This is a genomic window from Faecalibacillus sp. MSK20_93 (assembly GCF_020589945.1).
Taxonomy (GTDB): Bacteria; Bacillota_I; Bacilli_A; order Erysipelotrichales; family Coprobacillaceae; genus Faecalibacillus; species Faecalibacillus intestinalis.
Map to the genome: position 1 here is coordinate 1 of NZ_JAJDKA010000011.1, position 22,466 is coordinate 22,466.

Here is a 22,466-nt window from a genome sequence, read left to right on the forward strand (position 1 = left end):
CTCTCCATTGTCCTTCTATCTCTTCAGACAACTTTGGTCTGTTTAGCTCTTTTTTTTAAACTTAATTGACGTTGTGTTTTATTCTTTCCTGTTCAGTTTTCAATGTCCTCTCACTCGTCTCTCTCGTCGAGTGCCCATTTATATTACCATCCTCTCTCCCTTTTGTAAAGCTTTTTCTTGTCCTTTTTTTATTTTTTTTAAATTATTATTTATATAAGCCATTTTTTCTTCTATAATCATTACTTTTTTATAATTATTTAAATAAATGCAACATTTTTTACATAATTCACATACATAATGGATGCGGAGGTAAAGATTATGCATAAATTAAAAAAATTAATTTTACTAATATTATCTATTTCTATAACTCCACTCTATCTCATGTTTTCTAACTCTACAGAAATAGAAGCTTCAAGTAATGATAATAATTCAATAAATTACTTAAAATTAAAAAATAAAAGTACATCCCTTTCTACTATTTATAGTGAAAAATATCAAACTCTTATACATAATCAAATTAATAAACAAAAGAAATTAAATAATTATACTTTTCAACATCCTTTATTAATAAGGAATCCATATGGAACAAATACAACAGCTGTTTATATGTATTTTAAAACCACAGAAGAATTACAAGCAAGTTACACAATTCGTTGTAATAATTACGCTGATTTTTCACAAACTTTGAATACTAATACATTAAGCGGTTATACAACAGAACATGAATATCTCTTAATTGGAGCAATTCCTAATCAAACAAATACGATTACAGTTACTCTAACAAATAAACAAGGTAAAGTTGTTGATACCTTATCATGGTCATATAATGCCCCTTCATTACAAGGCGGTGATCAATATCTTACAGTAGAATGCGATGATTCAAATACATCATCCTTATCTAACGGTCTTTATACTGTTCTTGGAAACGATGTTACTGAAGATAGTGAAGAACAAGCTTATATGAGACTTTATGATAATTACGGCATCATTCGTAGTGAAATTCCTATCGTTTCTTATAGAAGTCACCGTATTCTTTTTGAAAACAACACCATGTACTTTAGTATTTCTAGTACAAAAATAGTTGGTATGGAACAAACTGGTTATGTTTCTAAAATTTATGAAACAGGTAATTATAAATTACATCATGATTACATCTTTGATAGCAACAATAATATTCTTGTTCTTGCAAGTGAAAAAGAAGCAAAAACAAGCGAAGATAAAATTATTATGATTGAAAAAGATTCTGGTAACATAACAGAACTTGTAGATCTTATTGATTTATTACCTGATTATTATTCAACAACTTCATTACCTGATGGTGCAGAAGATCTTGATTGGATGCATATCAATTCACTGGCTCTTGTTGATAAAACAAGTTTAATTATTAGTTCAAGAGAAACATCCACAATTATTAAATTAGATAATATCTACTCAAATCCAACAATTGATTACATGATTGGTTCTGATAACTTTTGGCAAGAAAGTGGATATGATTCCTTACTCTTAAATAAAACAAGCGATTTTTCAATGCAATCTGGTCAACATTGTGTCACTTATGTAGATGATAACTCCCTACCTCAAGGTCAATATTATCTCTATCTTTATAATAATAACCTTGCGGTAAGTACAACACGTCCTGATTATGATTGGAAAAGTGATTCAAATTATTCAAATACTTACTATAACTTAAAAAAAGGAACATCTTATTACTATAAATATTTAGTAGATGAAAATAATCGTACTGTTGAACTTGTAAGTAGTATTCCTGTTGCTTATTCAGGATATGTAAGTAGTGTTCAAGAATTAGATGGAAATGTAATTATCGATAGTGGTATCGCAATATCTTGGAGTGAATACAGTCAGGATGGAACTTTATTAAGAACGTTTAAAACAACTGGTGGTAAATTTGTTTATCGCGTCTTTAAATATGATTATCTAGATTATTGGTTTCAATAATTAAAAAGGTGTAGTTTGTGCTACGCCTTTTATATTCCATTTTTATAAAGAATATATTGTACAAGATTTAAAAAGAATACTTGTAACTCATTCATACTTTTATCAAAGCTTTCTTGATTTATATTGTAGTTAAAATAAAGATGATTATCTTTAGGAGCAACTCCTATAAACCCAATTTTAGGTTTTATTTTCACATCTAAATAGTTAGCATTTTGATAAAAAACAGATCTATTTGTACAAAAATCATCATATGTTTCATGTAAACTTACAATAATAACCAAATCATCTTCTTTCAAGTGAAACTGATCAATAATTTCTTCTTCACTTCCAAGATAAACCGGTATCTCACAAGGATATCCTAAATATGTCAACGCTTTTTGACATAGTAACAATGCAAACCTATTTCCATCGCCTAATATAACAATTCTTTTACATACCATGATTTTTTTAAAAATTTGTGTTTGTATGTGAGGAAAATTATTTTTAATAACCTTTTTCATCTTTTTCATATCTACTTCCGCATGCATATATTCTTCGTACATAACATTTTTAAAATAAGAAAACTTATTAATATTAATATTTTTTAAATATCTGACCATCGAAGTCTTAGACACACCCACTTCTTCTATGAATCTATTTAATGTATAATCCTTAATATTACCTTTTAATTCCATTATTTTTTTACTAATTAAATATTCCACACTCTCTTTTGAACTACTATTTTGTATCATCATTATTTTTCCTATAATCATATTTTCATTCCTTTATATATAATTCATAGTATCTCGTTTTAATTAAATCAAATAGAAATAAAAAAACATAATGCATTTCATAATAATCATTATCCGTATCCATAGAAAAGCTGAAATCAATATATTCACTATTTATTTGAGATTTACTAAAAAGTATCTTTGTATTCTTTGTATCTAAAACAACTTCTTGAAATTTTGCATCACAACAGCCTAATAATCTTCCTGTTGCTGTAAAGAGACCAATAAGATCATTATTTTTTGGTACTAAAATTTTTCCATTATTTACTGAACTTAACAAAACCGTTTTATCAAATATTTTCATATCTACTTGAAAATCAAACAATAAATTTAAAAGTGTTGGTGACCCATAAGCTATAAATCTTTCATGTTCATTTATTTGTTTACAAATTTTATCTATTTCATCCATATTAATTAGATGATGTCTTAATTGACTCATAATTTGAATAATTTTATTTTTTTCAAAACTTTCATATCTATCTCTGATTTGTTTTAGTCTTACTATTCTTTCAAAAATAACCTCATCTTTAAACGCTGTATAATTTTTATATCCCAGTTGATTAAGATATGTTTTAAATTTAAGTTTTGATATATTTAAAATTGTTAAAATGTTTTCTAATGTATAGGTTGGTATTTTATTATAGTGTTCAAATATTTTTCTAGATATATATGTATCAATATTATCAAATTCTATATTATTAGATGCTTTTAAAATATATTCTATTTTTAAATTTGTTTTGCTCATAGATAGATCTCCTTATATAATCATACATATTTAATATATCATAAAAAACAATCCAAACAACTTATTTGTCACGTATTACATCGAATGTAACATTAGAAATATTTTATATAAAATTATACTCACTTTTTTATAAAAAAGAAACTTGCGATTAATTGGGTTATTAAAAAATATAAAGAAAAAGTTCAATTTTTTAGAAAACTGAACTTCTTTATGCTTTTTTTATTTTAATATTATTCAGCTGTTTTTTTAATAGCAGTATAAGCACCTGCTGCAAGTAACATCATAATAGCATATGAACTCATCACTGTGTTATCACCTGTTTTAACACTGTTAGTAGTTTTATCAGTTGTTGGTTGTGATGGTTTTTGTGTATTATCTGTTTTATCATCTGTTTTTGTAGATGTATCAGTTACATTGTAATTTGCAGCCCATTTCCAAATACTTGTTCCATCAGCAGATTCTGGATTATTATTTAATGTATAAATCCATGACCAGTGATTACTGAATTCTACAAGAGTTTTTACATCATCTTGATCAAAATCTTCACCAAATTGTAATTTACCTGCTTCAGTTGTATCATATAAAGAAATTTTATATTTACCATCTTTTGTTTCAGTTGTAGTGAAATCAGAATCTAATGCTTGTTCATGTCTTGATTCTACAAGTTCTTGTCCATCAGTTAATGCTTTGAATAAACGTTTTGAACAATCTTCTGTATTAACTGTTCCATCTGTTGCACCTTGAACTAACCAAATAGCTGTTGGAGAATTTTTTAATGATGCTAATTCTTCATCAGTTGGTGTTTCTCCACCACGTTTAGTAGCAACATCTAAAGCTGGACAGTTGATCATTGCAGCTTTAAATAAGTTTGGATATTTGATTAACATACGTGTTGTCATATATCCACCTGCAGAACATCCTGAAACATATACTTTTTTAGGATCGATTCCTTTTTTAGAAATAACTTCTTGAATTTCATTGTATGCTTTTTCTAATAAACCATCTTTTTGTGCATAGTACCATGTATCTGGTGCTTGGAAAGACATAACATGTGCTTTACCAAAAATTTCTTGAGCTTCATCTGTAGCCCATGCAACTGTTCCTCTGTTAGCTAATAATTGAGCAACGTTATTTTGAGAACCTTTATAATCTCCTTCACCATTCCCATGGAACCAAACGATTAATGAATCTGCATCACCTGCATCATAGTATTGGTAATTAATACCATTGTCTACTTTTACAGATGTAAATTTAGCAGTTTCTTCATCTTCAACTGTGTTAGTACATGAATAAACAAAAGTGTCTTCTCCTAAATCTGTTCCATCCATTGCACTTACTTTAACTGGAGTATTTTGAGTAACTGTGTATTCAATATCTACAGGAATATTTCTAGCACCAGTAGCTAAATATGATAATGTTCCAGCAGCTCCATCATTTTCATCAAAATAAATTTCAACTTTTGTTCCCTTTTCTTCTACACGAACAATAGTTCTATCTTGATCTTTATCTCCATATGCTGTTTCATCAGCTGGTCTTTTCCCTTCTGTACTTGTTTTTGCATGTACAGTATATGTATCTTTATCTACTCCTGATACTTTAACATTTCCATAATCTAATACCATTTTATAAATTGCTTGCCCATTATCTTCGATACGTCCATAAAGTTGAGCAACAACTGTTCCAGCAGCTGAAACTGGAACCATACATAATGTTGCTAGTAATGTAAATACAGCAACAAACATCGCAAATGCTTTTTTCATTATTTTCATCATTCTTTTCCTCCCTTTCGCACTTTCATACTATCACCTCCGCTTATTGTAAGCGATTACAATATTATATCTATTGTTTCTTATTTTTTTACTACATATTAATATTTTGTATTTGGTATTTTTTTATGGTACTTTTTAAATCCTATTTTTACTATTATTTTTAATTATAGTAGATTGCTATTTAGGTATTGTACTTTTATAATATTATTGATTAAAGTAAACTTGGGGGGGGGAGATTTATCATGAAAAAAACACTCTATTTAATGAGACATGGACAGACTTTGTTCAATCTACAACATAAAATACAAGGTTGGTGTGATGCACCTCTTACACCTTTAGGAATTAAACAAGCACAAATGGCAAAAGAATACTTTACAAATATTACTCTTGATCACGCTTATGCTTCTACTTCTGAAAGAGCATCGGATACTTTAGAAATCATTACAGATATGCCTTATACAAGATTAAAAGGTTTAAAAGAATGGAATTTTGGTGCTTTTGAAGGAAAAGATGAATGTTTAAATCCTAAACTACCTTATGGGGATTTCTTTAAACAATTCGGTGGTGAAGGTGAACTTGAGCTTAGAGAACGTATGAATAAAACATTAACCGAAATCATGAGCAAGGATGATCATCAAGTAGTTTTAGCAGTTTCTCATGGAGCAGCATGTGCTCAGTTCTATCGTGCATGGGAAGAACATGCAAAAGTAAAGAAAACCGAAAGATTTTATAATTGTTGTATTCAAAAATATGAATATGAGGATGGAATCTTTACACTTGTAGAAATTTTTAATCGAAATATTACAGAATAGGAGAAGAATATGGATTCGATAAAACGTAAATCATTTAATGCAAATGTTGATTTGATTCATGGACCTATCTTTAAATCATTGATCATTTTTGCATTACCACTATTTATATCAAATATCTTCCAACAACTTTATAACACCGTTGATACCATGATTGTTGGAAACTTTTTAGGAGACGCTTCTTTAGCAGCCATTGGATCATGTACCTCTATTTATGACTTGCTTGTAGGTTTTGCCTTAGGTATTGGAAATGGTCTTGCTATTGTTACTGCAAGAAGTTTTGGCTCTAAAGATGAAAAATTATTGAAGAAATCAGTTGCTAGTTCTTTAGTCATTGGTATTGTTGTTTCAATTGGACTAACACTTATTGGTTTAATTTTCTTACAACCACTTCTTCATTTATTAAATACGCCTGCAAACATTATTGATGAAGCTTATAGTTATATTTTCTTTATTGTTTTATTTATTATTGTTATGTTTGCTTATAACTTATGTGCTGGATTAATGAGAGCCATTGGTAATAGTGTTATGCCTCTCGTTTTCTTGGTTGTTTCATCTGTTTTAAATATTATTTTAGATTTAGTATTTATTACTCAATTAAATATGGGAGTTCAAGGTGCTGCAGTCGCAACTGTTATTTCTCAAGGAACTTCCGTTATTTTGTGTATCATTTATATGTTTAAAAAGACACCTTTGTTACTGCCTAAAAAAGAACATTTTGAAGTTGATAAAGATCTTTATAAAGAATTATTAGGACAAGGGTTCTCAATGGGATTTATGAATTGTATTGTTTCTGCTGGTTCTGTCATCTTACAATATGGTATTAATAATTTAGGTTATTTAATTATTGCTGGACATACAGCTGCAAGAAAGCTTTATATGTTCTTTAATATGCCTTTTACAGCAATGGCTCTTGCTATTTCAACTTTTGTTTCTCAAAATAAAGGGGCTAATCAAAAAGATAGAATTAAACAAGCACTTCGTTATGCTTATATCTATGACATTGTTGGTGCTATGATTGTAACTTGTATTATCTTATTATTTGGTTCTTCTTTAGTGAAATTAATATCAGGCTCAAGTAAAGAAGTTGTTTTACATAATGGAACACTTTATCTTACAATTGTTGGTCCTTTCTATGCCGTGCTTGGAATATTGATGCAAACACGTTATGCACTTCAAGGAATTGGTCAAAAACTTCTTCCTTTAATTTCAAGTGTGATTGAATTCTTTGGAAAGATTATCTTTGTTATCTTCTTAATTCCACGTTTTCAATATATGGCTGTTATCTTCTGTGAACCAGTTATCTGGTGTGTAATGACAGTTCAACTTGTTTATTCTTTCTATCATAATCCTTATATTAAAAATAATTAAAAAAATTGGACGGTGCCAAAGCATCGTCCTTTTATTATATTAAATTTCTTCACCATTAGATTCACAAACTTTTTTATACCAATAGAATGAATCTTTTTTGCTTCTAGAGAAATCTCCAGTTCCATCATCATGTCTATCTACATAAATGAATCCATAACGTTTAGCATATTGTCCTGTTCCAGCTGATACTAAATCAATTGGTCCCCATGTTGTATATCCAATTAATGGTACACCATCTTCAATAGATTCTTTCATTGCATGAATATGTCCTTTGAAGTAATCAATACGATAATCATCATGAATTGATCCATCTTCTTCTACTGTATCAAATGCTCCAAAACCATTTTCAACAATCATTAATGGAGTATGTGGATAACGATCATGTAATAAGTTTAATGTATATCTTAATCCATCTGGATCGATTTGCCATCCCCAATCAGATGCTTTTAAGTATGGGTTTTTAGCACCTTTTGACATATTACCTGCTGTTGTTTCTGCATTTTCATCTACTGTTACACAGTTTGACATGTAATATGAGAATGTATAGAAGTCAACTGTACCTTCTTTAATGATTTTTTTATCTTCTTCTGTAATATAAGAAGTATCAATATTATGTTCTTTAAAATATCTGAAGATAAATGATGGATATTCTCCACGTACTTGTACATCTCCACAGAAATTATTTTTAAAGTTATCTTCATCAAATGCAGCTAAGATATCTTTTGGATTTGGTGTTAGTGGATATAATGTTGTATGTGCAATCATGTTACCAATCATGAAATCTGGATTGATCTTATGACCTTCAATAACTGTTCTTGCACTTGCTACAAATTCATTGTGTAATGCTTCAAACATAATTTGTTCATTTGATTTTAATTCATTTAATGGAATTCTACGATCTGCATTAACATCTTCTGGATCCATTAATCCAAGTCCATAAAGGTTACCAATTCCACCTTCACCCATACATGCAATATTTATTTCGTTGAATGTTAACCAATATTTAACTTTGTCTTTATAACGTTTCATACAAGTTGTAGCGTATTTAACGAACATATCAATAACTCTATGATCTGAGAATCCATTATATTTTGTGACAATGTTCCAAGGAATTTCATAGTGACATAAAGTAACTAATGGTTCCATACCATGTTTATGACATTCATCAAATACTTTGTCATAAAAAGCTAAACCTGCTTCATTTGGTTCTTCATCATCCCCATTTGGGAAAATACGTCCCCAGTTAATTGATAATCTGAATACTTTCCATCCCATTTCAGCAAATAAAGCAATATCTTCTTTATAATGATGATAGAAATCTACTGCTTCATGACTAGGATAAAAAGCTTCTGGATCTGTTTTTGGTAAAAATGTTCTTGGTGTATTAACATCCCCACCTAATAACATATCTGGTACTGATAAACCTTTACCATCTTCTAAATAAGCTCCTTCGCATTGGTTGGCAGCTACTGCTCCACCCCATAAAAATCCTTTAGGAAATCCCATTTTCATTACCTCCTTGTTTCCATTTGATTTTTTCTATAAACATTATAAAGGAAAATTATTAAAATTTCTTTCATAATATGAAAAAACTATTCAACATTTTCCCACCAATGTTCTTGATAAGTTTCTATATGACGATAATCGACAATTTCCCCAATCTTTGGTGTCGCCACATTTAAGTTTTCCTTTTGTGATCTTGTGGTAATTTGTTTAATCGGATCATCCCAGGCATGATTACAAATACAAAAAGCACCCCAATGAACAGGAACTGTCCATTTAGCATGTAGGTCTTTCATTGCTTGAATATCATCTTTTGGTAACATATGAATGTTAGACCAAGACTTGTCATATTGTCCATCTTCAATCATTAAGAAATCAATGGCACCAAACTTTTCATAAACTTCTTTGAAATGATTTCCATAACCGGTATCTCCTGTAAAATAAGTTGTATATTTATCATTTTTAAAAACATAACCACTCCACAATGTTGTATTGTTTTTCCAAGGAACACGTCCGGTAAAATGTCTACCTGGTGTTGAAGTAATCGTTAGTCCGTCTATTTTTACTTCATCCCACCAATTCATAACGTGAATTTTCTTTTCATTGACTCCCCAACGAAGAAGATGTTTTTCGACGCCTAAAGGAACACAATACTCTTTAACTTTTTTTTCTATTTGTTTAATTGTTTGATAATCTAAATGATCATAGTGATCATGTGAGATGGCAAGAACATCAATACTTGGCATATTTTCTATATCTATCGGTAACTTAGAAAAACGCTTTGGTCCAATAAAAGGAACTGGCGAACTATAGTTTGAAAAAACAGGATCCAGTAAGACATTCTTTCCTTCTATTTGAAGCAATGAACTTGAATGTCCAAACCAAATCCACTTAAGTTCATCTTTCTTCGCTTTTTCTATTTTCTTCAACTTATAAACAGGTATTTCACCCTTAGGAACTTTTTCTTCATTTTTATATTCACTCTTTTGTCCTGTCATTAATTGAATTTCAGGATTTCCATGAAATATTCCTTTTTTATATAATGAATTTCTCGCTTTATATTCTTTTTGATCTTCATCTGTTACACTTCCACCTAAGCTTGGCCAAAATTCAATAAATAACACAGCCACAATAGCGATACTTACTATCACAATACCTATAATTTTTAATATCTTTTTTATCATTTCTATTTATTCACTTCCTTCTATCATAGATTTGAATATTCATTCATTCCATGTTACATTTATCATAACATCTAAACTTAACTTTAGGTCAAGCATCAAGGAGGAAATCATATGTATTCTATTGGTGAAATCTCAAAAATGTTTCAATTACCTATTTCAACTCTTCGTTATTATGATAAAGAAGGATTATTTCCTCATTTAAAAAGAGTGAATGGTGTAAGACAGTTTAGTGAAAGTGAAATTGAAACATTACGTGTTATTGATTGTTTAAAAAAATCCGGCTTAGAAATTAAAGATATAAAAGAATATATGGCTTTATGTTCTTTAGGAAATACCACGTTAAAACAAAGAAAAGAAATCTTTGAAAAACAAAAGGAAGAAGTTTTACAAGAAATGGAAAAACTTCAAAAAGTCCTTTCTATGCTCAACTATAAATGTAGGTATTATGATCAAGCTATTGAAAAAAATGATGAAGCTTACGTTCAAGCTCTTTCATTTAATCAATTTCCACCACAAATCCAACAATACTATAAACATAGTCATGAGGATTGTTAGAAGTGAAAAAGAAAATACTAATTACCTTATCAATTATTCTCATTCTTTGTGTTGGTGGTTTTGGTTTTTACGTCAATGATTATTATCACGCACAAGGTGATGCTTTAGAAATCTTAAACCATCAAGAAAACAAGTAAATTCTAATCTTATTACTTTAACTCCTCAAAAGACAAGTGATGTAGGTATTATTTTCTATCCTGGAGCTAAAGTAGAAAATACAGCTTATCTTCCTTTACTTGAACAACTAGAAAAGAAAGGTTATAACTGTTATTTAGTTAATATGCCTTTTAAGATGGCTATTTTTAATAAAAATGCTGCTAATAAAATTATTGATAAATATTCAAATATAAAACATTGGTATCTTTGTGGACATTCTATGGGTGGTGCCATGGCTTCTTCTTATGTTTCTAAAAATAAAGATAAAGTTGATGGTTTGATTCTTTTAGGTTCGTATATTTATGGCGATGTTTCCGCTCAAGATACACTTACCATCTATGGCTCTTTAAATACCAGCGTAAAAAAGAAAATAGACTATAAAAAGAATATTGTTGTTATTCAAGGTGGTAACCATGCTAACTTTGGAAACTACGGGCATCAAAAAGGAGATGCCAAAGCGACTATTTCTCGTAAAAGCCAACAAAATCAAACAATTAAAGCAATAGATCAATTTATTAAAAAAAGACTGAATTAATCTTCAGTCTTTTTCATATAGTCATTTAAATGAATACCATTTTTTAAAGCTTCAATGACATGATCTTTATCAATCACATTTTCTACCTTTTCATCTAAAATCATTCCAATAAAACGTGCATCATCATCAATTGTAAAAGGCCAATAGAAGTAGAAGTGATTTCCATCTTTAAATTCAAAACGATAATCAAGAACATACCAATCTCTCGCAATCGGTGTTCCATAACTTTCATAACGATGTTTTAAAAGAAGTTCTACACTTTGAATATCTTCATATTTATATTCATTCATAAACTTAGCTTCTTTTCCAAATAAAACAGAATAAAAATATTTTACATTATCTATATAACCTTTAAATTGATAATAACGAATACGATCATTTAAAAACTCTACTGATTGATTTCTTGTTTGATCAAGTGGTAATCTTAACCATAATTGTGAAAACTGGAAATCAGCTGCAATCAAACCATTTGTAAATACAAATGAAATCACTAATACTGAAAGTACTCTTGTTAAAATATCTTGCTCATTTACAGCACTAAAGAATAAAACAATTAAAAATGTAGGAATAAATTTATATAAGAATTTTCTTAATGCAAGTTTCTTTGTAAGTCTTCTTCCAAGAGATACAATATCTGTTGTTTTTTGATAACCTAATTTATAATTCTTCACTTCTCTTTGGATTTGTTGTAAAGCTGGTAACATTGGTAGATCTTTTCTTACATACATTTCTATATTTTCTTGAATTTCTTCTAAGCTTTTAATTTGTTTTTCTAAATGAATCTGATTGATTTCTAAACATTCTTTAAAATCAAGTTCATTGTTTAAGATTGCTTTTACATCATCAATCGAAATATTTAAATTACGTAAGAACTTTACCATGATGAGTTTTTGTAAATCATCTTGGCTATAACTACGATAACCATTTTCATCTCTTTGTGGTGTAACGATCCCTTCTTTTTCATAATAGAAGATTGTATGCTTTGAAATCCCTAATTCCTTTTCTAATTCGTGTGTTTTCATAAATAACACCCCTTCCTTAACTTTATCTAACACTATAGAGTGGCTTTATAGTCAAGGCTTTTTATCAAATTTTGAATGAATTGTAAGAAATCCTGGTTGATATTTATTTTCTTGAACATAAATCCAATGATTTTTTAAATAGCCATTAATAACTTCTAAAATCTTATCTGTAGGATAACTTTTCCCTTCTTGTCTAAGTTCTAAACCACAACATGTACATCCACCAACACCATGAATCGAATATTCTATATTATTTTGTTTAAGTAATTGATTGATTTCGAGAATCATATTAAAGTGTACAACATTATTCATAGTATCACCTCTTTTATTTATTATAGCATATTCGCTCTTATGTAAAAAAAGAAACACAATGTGTTTCTTAATAAAAAAGGCCTCAGAAATCTGAGGTCTTATCTTTTATAAACACATTTTATAAATATTTAAACAATCTTCTTGGCTTAATGATCGATAAGCTCTTGGTAAAGAATCTTGGCCATAACACGCTTTAACTTTTAATTCATCAAATTTTTCATCTGTAATATTCATTTCACTAAGTGTTGTAGGTAAATGAAGTTCATCTTTGATGAAGTTTTGTAAAGCTTCAATTCCTGCTTTTGCATTAGCCATGTCATTACCTTGATCTTGAATACCCATCACATTTAAACCAAAACGAGCAAAGTCTCCTGCAACAGTTTCATCTTTGTTTAATAAATAAGTCATCCATTTAGGAGTAATGATTGCAAGAACTAAACCATGAGTCATATCATAAGTTGATGAGAATTGTTCAAGCGCATGAAGTTGAGCTTGTGTTTTATATCCTGATGTACAGAAACTATTTAAAGCCCATGAAGCAGCCCATAACATTGTTGCTCTTGCTGAATAGTTTTCTGGTTCTTCCACCGCAATTGGTAATTGTTGGCGAACTGTTCTTAATAATGTTTCTACTACATTGAATTGTAATGGATATTTATCGCTATTTACAAAATAGTTCATATCGAATAAGTGAGCCATGATATCAAATCCACCACAAGCTGTTTGCTTAGGTGAAACACTAAATGTATTTGTAGGATCTAAGAAAGATGCTCTTGGTCTTAAGATATCTCCATTGATTCCACTTTTAACACCTTTTTCTACATTAGCAATGACACATGATTTATCCATTTCACTTCCTGTTGAAGCAATTGTAGGCATAGCAAGTACAGGTAAAGCATCATGCCAAGCTACTTTCTTTTCTACTAAATCCCAAATATTATCTGTATCGGCAAGAGTTAAAGCAGCGATGGCTTTAGAAGCATCAATAGTAGATCCTCCCCCAATCCCTAAAACAGCTGTAATATTGTTTTCTTTACAAATTTTTGCACCTTTATTGACAGTTGTATGTCTTGGATTTGGTTCTACACCAGCAAGTTCATAAACTTCTATATTATTATCTTTTAATTCTTTCATGACTTTATCATAAAGTCCATTTTTTTTAATTGAACCGCCACCATAAACAACAAGGACGCTCTTTCCATATTTTAAAACTTCTTCATGTAAATGACCTAATTGATCTTTGCCAAAATACACTTTTGTTGTGTTATGAAATTGAAAATCATTCATTTTATTTTCCTCCTACCCATCTTTCTAATTGTTGTCTACATTCACCTACATGACTTCCATGAATGCTTAACCCTTTATGAACGATACTGTTTGGACAAAGTTTTTTAAGATTACTTTCACTTCTACCCATACCACTTCCTTCATGTGAACAAATAGGATAAATATGTTTATTTGTAAAGTCATAGCTTTCTAAGAATGTCATAACAATCGTTGGCATTGTTGACCACCAGTTTGGATAACCTAAATAAATCGTATCGTATTCATCAATACTTTCTAATGGATCTAATATTTGTGGACGGGCATTATTTTTAAGTTCTTCACTTGCACGTGATGTACATTCATGATAATCAAAGGGATATGCATCCACTTCTTTAATTTGATAAACATCTGCATCAATCATTGTTGATAATGTTTCAGCAATGACTTGTACATTTCCTTTCTCTAAATTAACAATATTTCCCGAGAAATAATTTTCTTTATTATGTGAAAAATAAACTATTAAACTCTTACTCATTGATCTTTATCTCCTTTGCCATGTTATATGCTTTTTCTAGTGCATATGTTTTTTCAATTATGAATGTACGATCAATTAATAACTTCATTGAACCATTAAATGTGTAAAAATACACAAGTAAAGCAAAGATAATTATGTTTGCTTCTATCATCTTTTTGTACAAATTGTTTTGTTTTTTTGACATACATTACATCCTAAACAAGGTTTAATATTTTGATAGTTGACGTAGACCTTTTCTGTGGTATACCTATTTTCTTCTATGCCTTTTATAAAAGCATTTGCTAGACGTGCGGTATTTCCATTTTTTCTTGCATTAATATAAGAACTTGTGTAGTAGTGTTTTCTTCTTTTTCCACCTATATAATAAAAAAAATTAGGACTTGAAACAATTTCAATTCCTAATCATCTTCATAAGTTTTACTTATTTAAAAGCTCTTTATACATTTTCACAAATTCTTCAATATAATAATTGGTATTTTCTTTAGACCAACATGCAAAATAATTTCTTTGGATTGGTTTTCCTTTATAATGCAAGGTAATTCTTTCAATACCTTCCATTGGTTTGGGTAACCAACCAATTTGGTCAATTGGTAAGTATCCTCTTTGACTTACTACCATTAAACGTGCTTGTTCTAATGAATCCGCATATAAAAAACGTCTTGAAAGATTAAGAGATTTTTCATAGAACTCTCTTTCTGAATCTTCTCTATCTTTAGAAACAACAAGAATACAAGACATATTTTTTAAATCATCCGTTGTAAGAACGTCTTTTTGAGATAGTGGATTCATTGAAGATATTTCTACAAAACATTCGCTATGTTTTAATTCATAATTGTAATAATCTTCATTAAATGTTCTTCTTTGTTCGCTGATTTTAACATCAATATGATGTTGGACTAAAAGTTCGAATAATTCTTCATGCGTACCACTTACCACCGAAATATTAACTTCTGGATAAATACGATTAAATTCAACAATGGCTTGATGAAGTTCACTGGTACTAAAGTTTTTAGGATAACCAATTGTTAGATTCAATTCTTGATCTTCTCCTCTACGAATCGTTTCTTCTTTAAAATCTTCAATTTCATCTAAAATTACTTTTCCATGACGATAAAAGTATTCTCCAGCTGGTGTCAATGAAAATTGTCTTTTATTTCTTTCAAATAAACGAATTCCTAATTCTTTTTCTAAAGCTTTGATTTGTTGAGAAATTGCTGATTGTGAAATAAAGCATTGTTCTGCCGCTTCTGTAAAGCTATGACAATCCACAATAGTGATAAAATATTTCATTTACTTTAGTAGCATGATCTTCACCTCTTTTTTTATTTTACCTTATTTTATTCATTCTTTGTATCAAAATTTGTTATAATTTGTATAAATAGAGGGAGTGAAAAAATGAAAAAGAAAATATTAAGTTTATTAATTATTGGTGTCATGGCACTGAATTTAACAGGATGTGCGATGTTTGAATCAGAAATCAATGATATTAAAGGAAATCTTGTAGGAAATGGCTATACTATTGATACTTTCGATAACTATGGAAAAAGAGTCATGACAACAACTGGAGATAAAATCAATATTCAAGGAAATCCCGTAGAAACAACTTCTTATGATAGTGATGGAAGTATTATTACAGGTTATGAATTATCTTCTGTTATTACTATTACTATTGATGGGCAAGAAATTGAATCTTGTGGAGATACTTGTATCTTTACACAAAAAGGTTTAGAACCAAATGTTGATTTTACCCAAGAAGATATTGAAAGTAATGATAATGGAAAACTTTCAAATAATACATATATTGCGAATATTATCAATAAGTATAAAAATAAGTTTGGTAAATCAAGAGTGGTTGTGATTAAATCTCAATTAGGGCAACCAATTACGGCTTATTCAGGGGATAAGGTTTATTGGACTGTTCCTAAAAAATTACCGAAGATGACAAAATTAATGATTGATGGTAAAGCTCTTTATATTCATCGTGCAAATTATCAAATTATTGATACATCATTACTAAATTAAAAGACGGGGAGCCCGTCTTTTACATTGTGAATAAACTTAAAATATCTTCTTTGGACATTTGTGATAAACCACCACTATTGTTTTCAACAAACATGTCAGCTAATTCCTTTTTGCGTTTTTGTAATTCAATGATCTTTTCTTCAACACTATCTTTCATCACAAGATTAAAGACTTGAACATTATTCTTTTGTCCTATACGATAAGCACGGTCTGTCGCTTGATTTTGAGCAGAAACATTCCACCATGGATCAAAATGAATAACGGCTTCGGCAGATGTTAAGTTCAAACCTGTTCCTCCTGCTTTAAGGGAAATCAAGAATACTGTTGTATCATCTTTTTGGAATCTTGAAACAAGTTCTCTTCTATCTTCTTTATTGGTGCTTCCAGTAAGCATATAATATGTAATTCCTGCTTTTTGACATTCTTCAGCAATTAAATCCAAAACAGAAGTAAAGGATGAAAAGAGTAATACTTTTTGTTTATTTTCTTGCATCGTTTTAATAAGTTCCATACAAGCTTTTAATTTAGAAGAAGGTTGATCAATATTATCATATACAAGACGTGGTTCTAAGCAAAGCTGTCTTAATCTTGTAAGTAGCTTTAAGATTTGCATCTTATCAGAGCCTTCTAAATCGTAAAGTTCTTGTAATTCTTTATTTGCTTTAGCAAGATTAGCTACATAAAGTTTTTCTTCTTCATCATTGAATGGAAGAATGATATTTTGTTCAATTTTATCTGGCAATTCTGTTAAAACTTCTTTTTTATTTCTTCTTAAAATAAATGGTGTAACTAATTTTTTAAGCTGTTTTGTTTTTTCTTCATCATTGTTTTTAACGATGTCATTTTCATATTGTTTTTGGAAATAATGATAATTAAATAAATATTGTGGCATCAAGAAATCAAAGATTGACCATAATTCTGCTAAACTATTTTCAATTGGTGTTCCCGTTAAAGCTAATTTATGTCTTGTTTTTAAGGTTTTAACTGATTGGGCATTTTTGGTTTTTTGGTTTTTGATATATTGTGCTTCATCTAAGATAACATATTCAAATTCAATTTCTTGATAAAGTTCAAAATCTCTACGCATATAATCATAAGAAGTTACATATAATCCTTGTTTAATCTCTTTAATTAATTCACTTCTTATTTGTATATTTCCTGTAATACATGTAACTGGTAATTTATTAGAAAATTTATGGACTTCATCTTCCCAGTTATAAATAAGTGAAGAAGGACAAACTACCAAACTTGGTCGAGGCGTTTCTAATGAATCTAATAACGTAATGATTTGTAAAGTTTTCCCTAACCCCATATCATCTGCCAAAATCCCATTAAATCCATAATCTTTTAAAGTATGAAGCCACACATAACCTTCTTTTTGATAATCTCTTAAAATAGTATTATATTCTTTAGCGATAGGATATTCTTTTTGAGTTGCTGATTTAAAACGATCCAATGTCTCTACAAAAGATTCTTCTCTATCTAGTTCAACATATTCAAAATCATTTTCTTCATCAATAGCAAGCATTCTTTGTTTATTCATCGAGAATTCACCATCATCAATATCTTTGACATCAATATGATAATCATCCATAAATTGACTTAATTCTTCTAAATCTGGTGAATCTAAATAAAGAATTTCTCCATTTTTTAGACGATAGAATTTCTTCTTACGACGGTATTGATTTAAAACCTCTTGTAGTTCTTTCTTTGGTATTTCATGCGAAGAAATATCAAATTTTAAAAGATCATTTTCAATACGGACACCTACATGTAAATTATAAGATATCTTCTTTCCTACTCTTTTTAAAGCTTCTGATACATAAACATCCCCATATTGTTTTAAATAATCTAAACCTTCAAAAATAAATTCATAGGTTGTTTGACTATTTGTATCAAAATAGGCACGATGTTTTTTTGTATCGATGAATGAAGCATAACGTTCAATATATTTTTCTACCAAATCTTGTTGATAAGTTGTCATCAATTGATCATTAAATCCATACACTCTATTTTGATTTTCATCCACATAGACCGGTTGAAAATAAATCATTTGATCATCATCAATATCTCCATAGATTTTAATTTCATCATAAGTTGGTATTTCTTCTTGGCTTTGATCAAAGACTTCAAAATAAGAAAGAATTGGTAATAAGACGTACTTATAGAAATCATGATATTGTTCCTCTAAAACAATCAGTTGTCCTTCATTTTCAATAATACTTTCTAAAAAACGGGCAATATTCCCCTCTTCATCAAGAACGATACGTTCCATATAAAACTTTCCATTATTCATTTCATAGCGATAACCATGTTTATTTCCAATAAACATTTCTTGATTGATACTTACTCTAATGACATAAAAATCTTCTTCTTTATTAATATATAAACGTAGCTCTGGTTCTACTTCACCAAAAGAAAGATTCTCTTTATTGATTTCATAAAGCTCATCAAGTAAACGTTTATCAATAGGGATGTTTCTTTTAATGGGTTCATAGTAATAGTTATAGTCTTCTATATCTTGACTTCTAAAGGAGATTGCTTTTTTCATGAAATCTATTTGTTTTAAGGCGTTTTCTGTAAAATTCTTTTCACTGTGTACAAATTCTAAAGATTTTCCATATTTATAATTTTCTTGATGATTGATTCGATCAATAAATTCTGTAATATTTTTGACTACATACTTCTTTTCATTTCCAACTCTATAGTCAACATTTATCTCATCATCTTGAAGATAAATAAAAGGTGTTAAATCATATTTTTCATTATTAATAGATAGTTGTAGTTCTGTTTGATAATGATTTTTATTAAGATCAATGAGACGTGAGGATGTATGTGCCAGTTGTCTAAGTTGAGCTTTTCTTCTTTGTCTTTGATTTTCTTTTTCAATCTCTTTCATTTTTTCTAATTTTTCACTTTGATACTCAAAAGGAAAATCATTGATTTCTAATTCATTAAGTTTCATAATAACTGCCCCTAAATGACCACACATAGAATCTTGATCATTAAATGGACACGCACATTTATAAGAAACGACTTTATTATCTTTAATTTCTAATGAACATTTTTGTATGTGATTAAAAACTGAAACGACAGCATCAATATGATAAAGATCATCTTTTAAAGTAATATACATACTTTCTACATTATCATAGTGATGATATCTTCTGGCAATCTCTAAGTTATTTTTACTTTTTACAACATTTAAATTAATATTAAATTTCAATTTCATCACCTTCTTCTAAACATTCATCTAACATTTCATGTATTTTCTTTTTTCTTGGATATTCTTTTTTGATCATATCGACAAACTCTATTTTTGATATTTTATCTAAATCAAGAAATAACTCATAAACATAATTTTTAAAATAATAATTTGAATTTCCTTTTTTAATATAATTTTTTAAACATTCAACATAAACCATTAAATACATTTCTAAACTATATTCTTTAATGATTTCTTTTGTTTGTTCAAAAAGTGTCATATTTGGTCTTTGAAGTAAAACATAGATCAAATATTTAACATCTTGACTTTGTTTAAACATTAAAGCTAAATCATAATCATCATAGATAGGTTTAATCGCATCCATAAAATCTAGTAAATAATCTTCAAACTTAATTCCATAAAATTGTTTTAAATCTACGTAATAAACAGGAATATGCGATGAATTATAATAATCTAATTTAGAATAAATATAATTCAAGTAGGCATCTTCATGTTCAGGATCAAGCAATGAATCGAGTTTTGCCTTGGTTTCTTTTTTTCTAATATTTCGTTCATGTTTTTTATAGTAAAGACGAGCAAGTCCTACTTGTTGGTGATCAACATAATAATGTATCATTTCTGTGATATAATCTTCATTGTTATTATAAATTTGAATATCATCTAAATATTTTTTCATATCTAAATGATGATCATTGATAATTTTAAAGTATGTATTTAGTAAAGAAACTTTTCTTTTCGTTAAAAGCATTTCTCTAATAATATCTATTTGATCATTGACATCTAATTTATAGATAATCATCATAATATAGCTAAATGCATTTTCATATCTTTGATATTTCATATTTTCTTTTAACCAGCGCGTTGTAAGTTCTTTATTATGTTCACTTGTAAGTAACTTACTATAACCTTGAAACATGATTTGAAGTATTTCATGACGATAATCGTTAGGATAATTAGAATTTAAAAATTCATCAATGACTTGTTGATAATTGGTAATATGAAAACTTCCTTGTTCATTTAATTGAATAATACGTTTTAAATATTTTTTAAATTCTTGATTGAATTCACGTTTTAACATAAAACTACTATGTGTTCTTCTACGAACATCTTTTAATAAAGCATTGATATCAATATATTGTTGTTCATCTTTAGGAAGTCGATCTTCAATCGCAAAATAAAGTGCCGCTTCATGTTTACAATGATTTCCTTCTTTAGCATAAGGACAATCACACGTAGCTGACATGACATCATAATGTTCATCTAAAGTGATTTTAGTATGATAAGCTTCATTTCCTAAAATAATTCCTGTATAGGTTTGGTTATCATATTGATTTACAGAAAAAACTCTATTTTGTTCAAAATATGTTTTTCCTCTTTTTAATATTGTCTCTGTAAAAAATGATTTCATAGGCTTCCTCTTTTCATATTCACTTCATTATACCAAGAAAGAAAAAAAGCACAAAACTTAATTTGTGCCTAAAATATGTTTATTGATAACTTCTGCAATCGCTCCTCGATTATTTGTTGCCTTGGTAATAATATCACATTCTTTTTTCATTTCTTCAACTGTATTTTGGACACCTACCCCAAGGCCTGCTACTTTGATCATTGATAAATCATTAAAATTATCACCTATTGCAATTGTATCTTTAATATCTACATGTAATAACTCTGCAAGTTTCTTTAAACCTTGTCCTTTATTAACTCCTTGATGATTAAATTCAATATAACGATTCGATGAATAACTTACATCCAAATCACTTGTTATCTCTTTTAAATCATTTTCAATTCCTTTTAAATATTGGTAATCTGTATTCATATATAAGACTTTTACAATTTCTTGACCCTTTAAAAAATCAATATTATCATCAAAAATTTCTGTAACTTCCATTCTTCCTGCCAAATAATCTTTTTCTTCTTGGACATACTTATAAGCATAGACCATATCTTTTGTATAAACATGGATACAAACATCATAATCTAAACCTCTTTTGTAAAGTTCACTCGCTTTTTCAAAAGAAATTCCTTCGAAATGAAGTAACTTACTTCCTTTATTTTCAGTAATGGCTCCACCATTATAAGAAATCACATATTCATTTTCTAAATCATACAATCCTAAATCTTTTAAAGTTCCACCAACGGTATTAAAGCCTCTTCCGGTTGCTGGAACAAACTTCACACCTAACTCTTTTGCTTTTTGAATGGCTTCAATATTCTCTTTAGAAATCGTACGATCATCACTCAACAATGTTTCATCTAAATCACACGCTATAATTTTATACATAGTATCCCTCTTTTCTTACTTTTATCTTATCAAAAAGGAATTAATATTTTCGTAACTTTCATGATATGAAATAAATACTTTCTATGGTATGTTTAATAAGGATGATGTTATGAAAAAACGTATTTATGAAATTATAGAAGTATCTAAAGAAGATGACACAACAAGTCATATTTATGATCTTGTGATGATGTTTACAATATTTATGAGTATTATTCCTCTTGCTTTTAAACAAGAAACAAAGTTATTTACAACACTTGATTTAATTACAGTTATAATTTTTATTATTGATTATTTATTAAGATAGGCTACAGCTGATTTAAAATATGATGATCCTCGCTTTATTTCTTACATAAAATATCCATTTTCATTTATGGCAATTATTGATTTATTATCAATTCTTCCTTCAATCAATTATGATAAATAAAGGATTTAAAGTCCTTAAAACA

General features: G+C 28.7%; 22 protein-coding genes. 8 read left to right on the top strand and 14 right to left on the bottom strand.

From position 1 onward, the window contains the following. Nucleotides 1-318 precede the first annotated feature (318 nt). A complete protein-coding gene (locus LJD34_RS05020) occupies nucleotides 319-1,956 on the top strand; it encodes an aryl-sulfate sulfotransferase (protein ID WP_227359321.1) in 1,638 nt (545 codons plus the stop codon). Nucleotides 1,957-1,985: 29 nt separating this feature from the next. Here LJD34_RS05020 and LJD34_RS05025 read toward each other — a convergent pair whose 3' ends face one another. From LJD34_RS05025 to LJD34_RS05035, 3 genes are all read right to left on the bottom strand, one after another. After that, entirely contained in the window at nucleotides 1,986-2,690 is a 705-nt protein-coding gene (locus LJD34_RS05025) for a hypothetical protein (RefSeq protein WP_143712318.1), read from the bottom strand. Between the two features lie 22 nt (nucleotides 2,691-2,712). Next, nucleotides 2,713-3,471: a hypothetical protein gene (locus LJD34_RS05030; protein WP_175301892.1), complete on the bottom strand. Its 759-nt coding sequence runs from the start codon at nucleotides 3,469-3,471 to the stop codon at nucleotides 2,713-2,715. 230 nt (nucleotides 3,472-3,701) lie between these two features. After that, on the bottom strand, nucleotides 3,702-5,243 hold the full coding sequence (locus LJD34_RS05035) for a prolyl oligopeptidase family serine peptidase (RefSeq protein WP_227359322.1): 1,542 nt from the start codon (nucleotides 5,241-5,243) through the stop codon (nucleotides 3,702-3,704). Nucleotides 5,244-5,482: 239 nt separating this feature from the next. On the opposite strand from LJD34_RS05035, the gene LJD34_RS05040 reads away from it, so the two are divergent. Both LJD34_RS05040 and LJD34_RS05045 read left to right on the top strand, forming a co-directional pair. Next, entirely contained in the window at nucleotides 5,483-6,052 is a 570-nt protein-coding gene (locus LJD34_RS05040) for a histidine phosphatase family protein (protein WP_175301893.1), read from the top strand. A gap of 9 nt (nucleotides 6,053-6,061) precedes the next feature. Then, nucleotides 6,062-7,420, top strand: a complete 1,359-nt coding sequence (locus tag LJD34_RS05045; protein WP_227359323.1) for an MATE family efflux transporter — start codon at nucleotides 6,062-6,064, stop codon at nucleotides 7,418-7,420. A 39-nt stretch (nucleotides 7,421-7,459) separates the two neighbouring features. Here the strand turns inward: LJD34_RS05045 and LJD34_RS05050 are convergent, their stop codons facing one another. Together LJD34_RS05050 and LJD34_RS05055 are read right to left on the bottom strand one after the other, a co-directional pair. Further along, a complete protein-coding gene (locus LJD34_RS05050) occupies nucleotides 7,460-8,926 on the bottom strand; it encodes a glycoside hydrolase family 1 protein (RefSeq protein ID WP_318532712.1) in 1,467 nt (488 codons plus the stop codon). 86 nt (nucleotides 8,927-9,012) lie between these two features. Beyond that, entirely contained in the window at nucleotides 9,013-10,107 is a 1,095-nt protein-coding gene (locus LJD34_RS05055) for an MBL fold metallo-hydrolase (protein ID WP_227359325.1), read from the bottom strand. A gap of 111 nt (nucleotides 10,108-10,218) precedes the next feature. On the opposite strand from LJD34_RS05055, the gene LJD34_RS05060 reads away from it, so the two are divergent. The 3 genes from LJD34_RS05060 to LJD34_RS05070 are packed head-to-tail and all read left to right on the top strand — an operon-like array spanning nucleotide 10,219 to nucleotide 11,353. Further along, nucleotides 10,219-10,662 (top strand): MerR family transcriptional regulator, encoded by a 444-nt coding sequence (locus tag LJD34_RS05060; RefSeq protein ID WP_227359326.1) that lies wholly within the window; start codon nucleotides 10,219-10,221, stop codon nucleotides 10,660-10,662. Continuing rightward, a complete protein-coding gene (locus LJD34_RS05065) occupies nucleotides 10,656-10,799 on the top strand; it encodes a hypothetical protein (RefSeq protein ID WP_227359327.1) in 144 nt (47 codons plus the stop codon). Before LJD34_RS05060 ends, LJD34_RS05065 begins: the two co-directional genes overlap by 7 nt. Nucleotides 10,800-10,849: 50 nt before the next feature. After that, nucleotides 10,850-11,353: an alpha/beta fold hydrolase gene (locus LJD34_RS05070; RefSeq protein WP_227359359.1), complete on the top strand. Its 504-nt coding sequence runs from the start codon at nucleotides 10,850-10,852 to the stop codon at nucleotides 11,351-11,353. On the opposite strand, the gene LJD34_RS05075 is transcribed toward LJD34_RS05070, so the two are convergent. The 6 genes from LJD34_RS05075 to LJD34_RS05100 form a co-directional block, all read right to left on the bottom strand. Continuing rightward, nucleotides 11,350-12,375, bottom strand: coding sequence for a MerR family transcriptional regulator (locus LJD34_RS05075; protein ID WP_227359328.1), 1,026 nt, complete (start codon nucleotides 12,373-12,375; stop codon nucleotides 11,350-11,352). The genes LJD34_RS05070 and LJD34_RS05075 overlap by 4 nt on opposite strands. Before the next feature lie 51 nt (nucleotides 12,376-12,426). Further along, nucleotides 12,427-12,687 carry a hypothetical protein gene (locus tag LJD34_RS05080; RefSeq protein ID WP_032091219.1) on the bottom strand — a complete coding sequence of 87 codons (261 nt, stop codon included), beginning with the start codon at nucleotides 12,685-12,687 and terminating at the stop codon, nucleotides 12,427-12,429. 105 nt (nucleotides 12,688-12,792) lie between these two features. Then, nucleotides 12,793-13,974 (bottom strand): iron-containing alcohol dehydrogenase, encoded by a 1,182-nt coding sequence (locus LJD34_RS05085; RefSeq protein WP_227359329.1) that lies wholly within the window; start codon nucleotides 13,972-13,974, stop codon nucleotides 12,793-12,795. Nucleotide 13,975: 1 nt separating this feature from the next. Further along, nucleotides 13,976-14,488 carry a flavodoxin gene (locus tag LJD34_RS05090; RefSeq protein ID WP_227359330.1) on the bottom strand — a complete coding sequence of 171 codons (513 nt, stop codon included), beginning with the start codon at nucleotides 14,486-14,488 and terminating at the stop codon, nucleotides 13,976-13,978. Next, nucleotides 14,481-14,672 carry an NAD(P)H-dependent oxidoreductase gene (locus tag LJD34_RS05095; RefSeq protein WP_227359331.1) on the bottom strand — a complete coding sequence of 64 codons (192 nt, stop codon included), beginning with the start codon at nucleotides 14,670-14,672 and terminating at the stop codon, nucleotides 14,481-14,483. The genes LJD34_RS05090 and LJD34_RS05095 overlap by 8 nt, the downstream gene beginning before the upstream one ends. A 233-nt stretch (nucleotides 14,673-14,905) precedes the next feature. Continuing rightward, nucleotides 14,906-15,778: a LysR family transcriptional regulator gene (locus LJD34_RS05100; RefSeq protein WP_227359332.1), complete on the bottom strand. Its 873-nt coding sequence runs from the start codon at nucleotides 15,776-15,778 to the stop codon at nucleotides 14,906-14,908. Nucleotides 15,779-15,883: 105 nt separating this feature from the next. On the opposite strand from LJD34_RS05100, the gene LJD34_RS05105 reads away from it, so the two are divergent. Continuing rightward, a complete protein-coding gene (locus LJD34_RS05105) occupies nucleotides 15,884-16,510 on the top strand; it encodes a DUF5052 family protein (RefSeq protein ID WP_227359333.1) in 627 nt (208 codons plus the stop codon). 19 nt (nucleotides 16,511-16,529) lie between these two features. On the opposite strand, the gene LJD34_RS05110 is transcribed toward LJD34_RS05105, so the two are convergent. From LJD34_RS05110 to LJD34_RS05120, 3 genes are read right to left on the bottom strand one after another with little or no spacing between them, the layout of a single operon-like run. Further along, entirely contained in the window at nucleotides 16,530-19,742 is a 3,213-nt protein-coding gene (locus LJD34_RS05110; protein ID WP_227359334.1) for a DEAD/DEAH box helicase, read from the bottom strand. Further along, nucleotides 19,726-21,144, bottom strand: a complete 1,419-nt coding sequence (locus tag LJD34_RS05115; protein ID WP_227359335.1) for an SWIM zinc finger family protein — start codon at nucleotides 21,142-21,144, stop codon at nucleotides 19,726-19,728. The genes LJD34_RS05110 and LJD34_RS05115 overlap by 17 nt, the downstream gene beginning before the upstream one ends. 57 nt (nucleotides 21,145-21,201) lie before the next feature. Further along, nucleotides 21,202-22,020, bottom strand: coding sequence for a Cof-type HAD-IIB family hydrolase (locus LJD34_RS05120; protein ID WP_227359336.1), 819 nt, complete (start codon nucleotides 22,018-22,020; stop codon nucleotides 21,202-21,204). Nucleotides 22,021-22,129: 109 nt separating this feature from the next. Here LJD34_RS05120 and LJD34_RS05125 point away from each other — a divergent pair, with 109 nt between their 5' ends. Continuing rightward, nucleotides 22,130-22,324, top strand: a complete 195-nt coding sequence (locus LJD34_RS05125) for a hypothetical protein (protein WP_217498486.1) — start codon at nucleotides 22,130-22,132, stop codon at nucleotides 22,322-22,324. Nucleotides 22,325-22,466: the final 142 nt, after the last annotated feature.

What these genes read in the sequence shown, in the direction of transcription:
- LJD34_RS05020 (WP_227359321.1), top strand. Translation starts at nt 319, where the DNA reads ATGCATAAATTAAAAAAATTAATTTTACTAATATTATCTATTTCTATA.
- LJD34_RS05025 (WP_143712318.1), bottom strand. Translation starts at nt 2,690, where the DNA reads ATGATGATACAAAATAGTAGTTCAAAAGAGAGTGTGGAATATTTAATT.
- LJD34_RS05030 (WP_175301892.1), bottom strand. Translation starts at nt 3,471, where the DNA reads ATGAGCAAAACAAATTTAAAAATAGAATATATTTTAAAAGCATCTAAT.
- LJD34_RS05035 (WP_227359322.1), bottom strand. Translation starts at nt 5,243, where the DNA reads ATGATGAAAATAATGAAAAAAGCATTTGCGATGTTTGTTGCTGTATTT.
- LJD34_RS05040 (WP_175301893.1), top strand. Translation starts at nt 5,483, where the DNA reads ATGAAAAAAACACTCTATTTAATGAGACATGGACAGACTTTGTTCAAT.
- LJD34_RS05045 (WP_227359323.1), top strand. Translation starts at nt 6,062, where the DNA reads ATGGATTCGATAAAACGTAAATCATTTAATGCAAATGTTGATTTGATT.
- LJD34_RS05050 (WP_318532712.1), bottom strand. Translation starts at nt 8,926, where the DNA reads ATGGGATTTCCTAAAGGATTTTTATGGGGTGGAGCAGTAGCTGCCAAC.
- LJD34_RS05055 (WP_227359325.1), bottom strand. Translation starts at nt 10,107, where the DNA reads ATGATAAAAAAGATATTAAAAATTATAGGTATTGTGATAGTAAGTATC.
- LJD34_RS05060 (WP_227359326.1), top strand. Translation starts at nt 10,219, where the DNA reads ATGTATTCTATTGGTGAAATCTCAAAAATGTTTCAATTACCTATTTCA.
- LJD34_RS05075 (WP_227359328.1), bottom strand. Translation starts at nt 12,375, where the DNA reads ATGAAAACACACGAATTAGAAAAGGAATTAGGGATTTCAAAGCATACA.
- LJD34_RS05080 (WP_032091219.1), bottom strand. Translation starts at nt 12,687, where the DNA reads ATGAATAATGTTGTACACTTTAATATGATTCTCGAAATCAATCAATTA.
- LJD34_RS05085 (WP_227359329.1), bottom strand. Translation starts at nt 13,974, where the DNA reads ATGAATGATTTTCAATTTCATAACACAACAAAAGTGTATTTTGGCAAA.
- LJD34_RS05090 (WP_227359330.1), bottom strand. Translation starts at nt 14,488, where the DNA reads ATGAGTAAGAGTTTAATAGTTTATTTTTCACATAATAAAGAAAATTAT.
- LJD34_RS05095 (WP_227359331.1), bottom strand. Translation starts at nt 14,672, where the DNA reads ATGTCAAAAAAACAAAACAATTTGTACAAAAAGATGATAGAAGCAAAC.
- LJD34_RS05100 (WP_227359332.1), bottom strand. Translation starts at nt 15,778, where the DNA reads ATGAAATATTTTATCACTATTGTGGATTGTCATAGCTTTACAGAAGCG.
- LJD34_RS05105 (WP_227359333.1), top strand. Translation starts at nt 15,884, where the DNA reads ATGAAAAAGAAAATATTAAGTTTATTAATTATTGGTGTCATGGCACTG.
- LJD34_RS05110 (WP_227359334.1), bottom strand. Translation starts at nt 19,742, where the DNA reads ATGAAATTGAAATTTAATATTAATTTAAATGTTGTAAAAAGTAAAAAT.
- LJD34_RS05115 (WP_227359335.1), bottom strand. Translation starts at nt 21,144, where the DNA reads ATGAAATCATTTTTTACAGAGACAATATTAAAAAGAGGAAAAACATAT.
- LJD34_RS05120 (WP_227359336.1), bottom strand. Translation starts at nt 22,020, where the DNA reads ATGTATAAAATTATAGCGTGTGATTTAGATGAAACATTGTTGAGTGAT.
- LJD34_RS05125 (WP_217498486.1), top strand. Translation starts at nt 22,130, where the DNA reads ATGAAAAAACGTATTTATGAAATTATAGAAGTATCTAAAGAAGATGAC.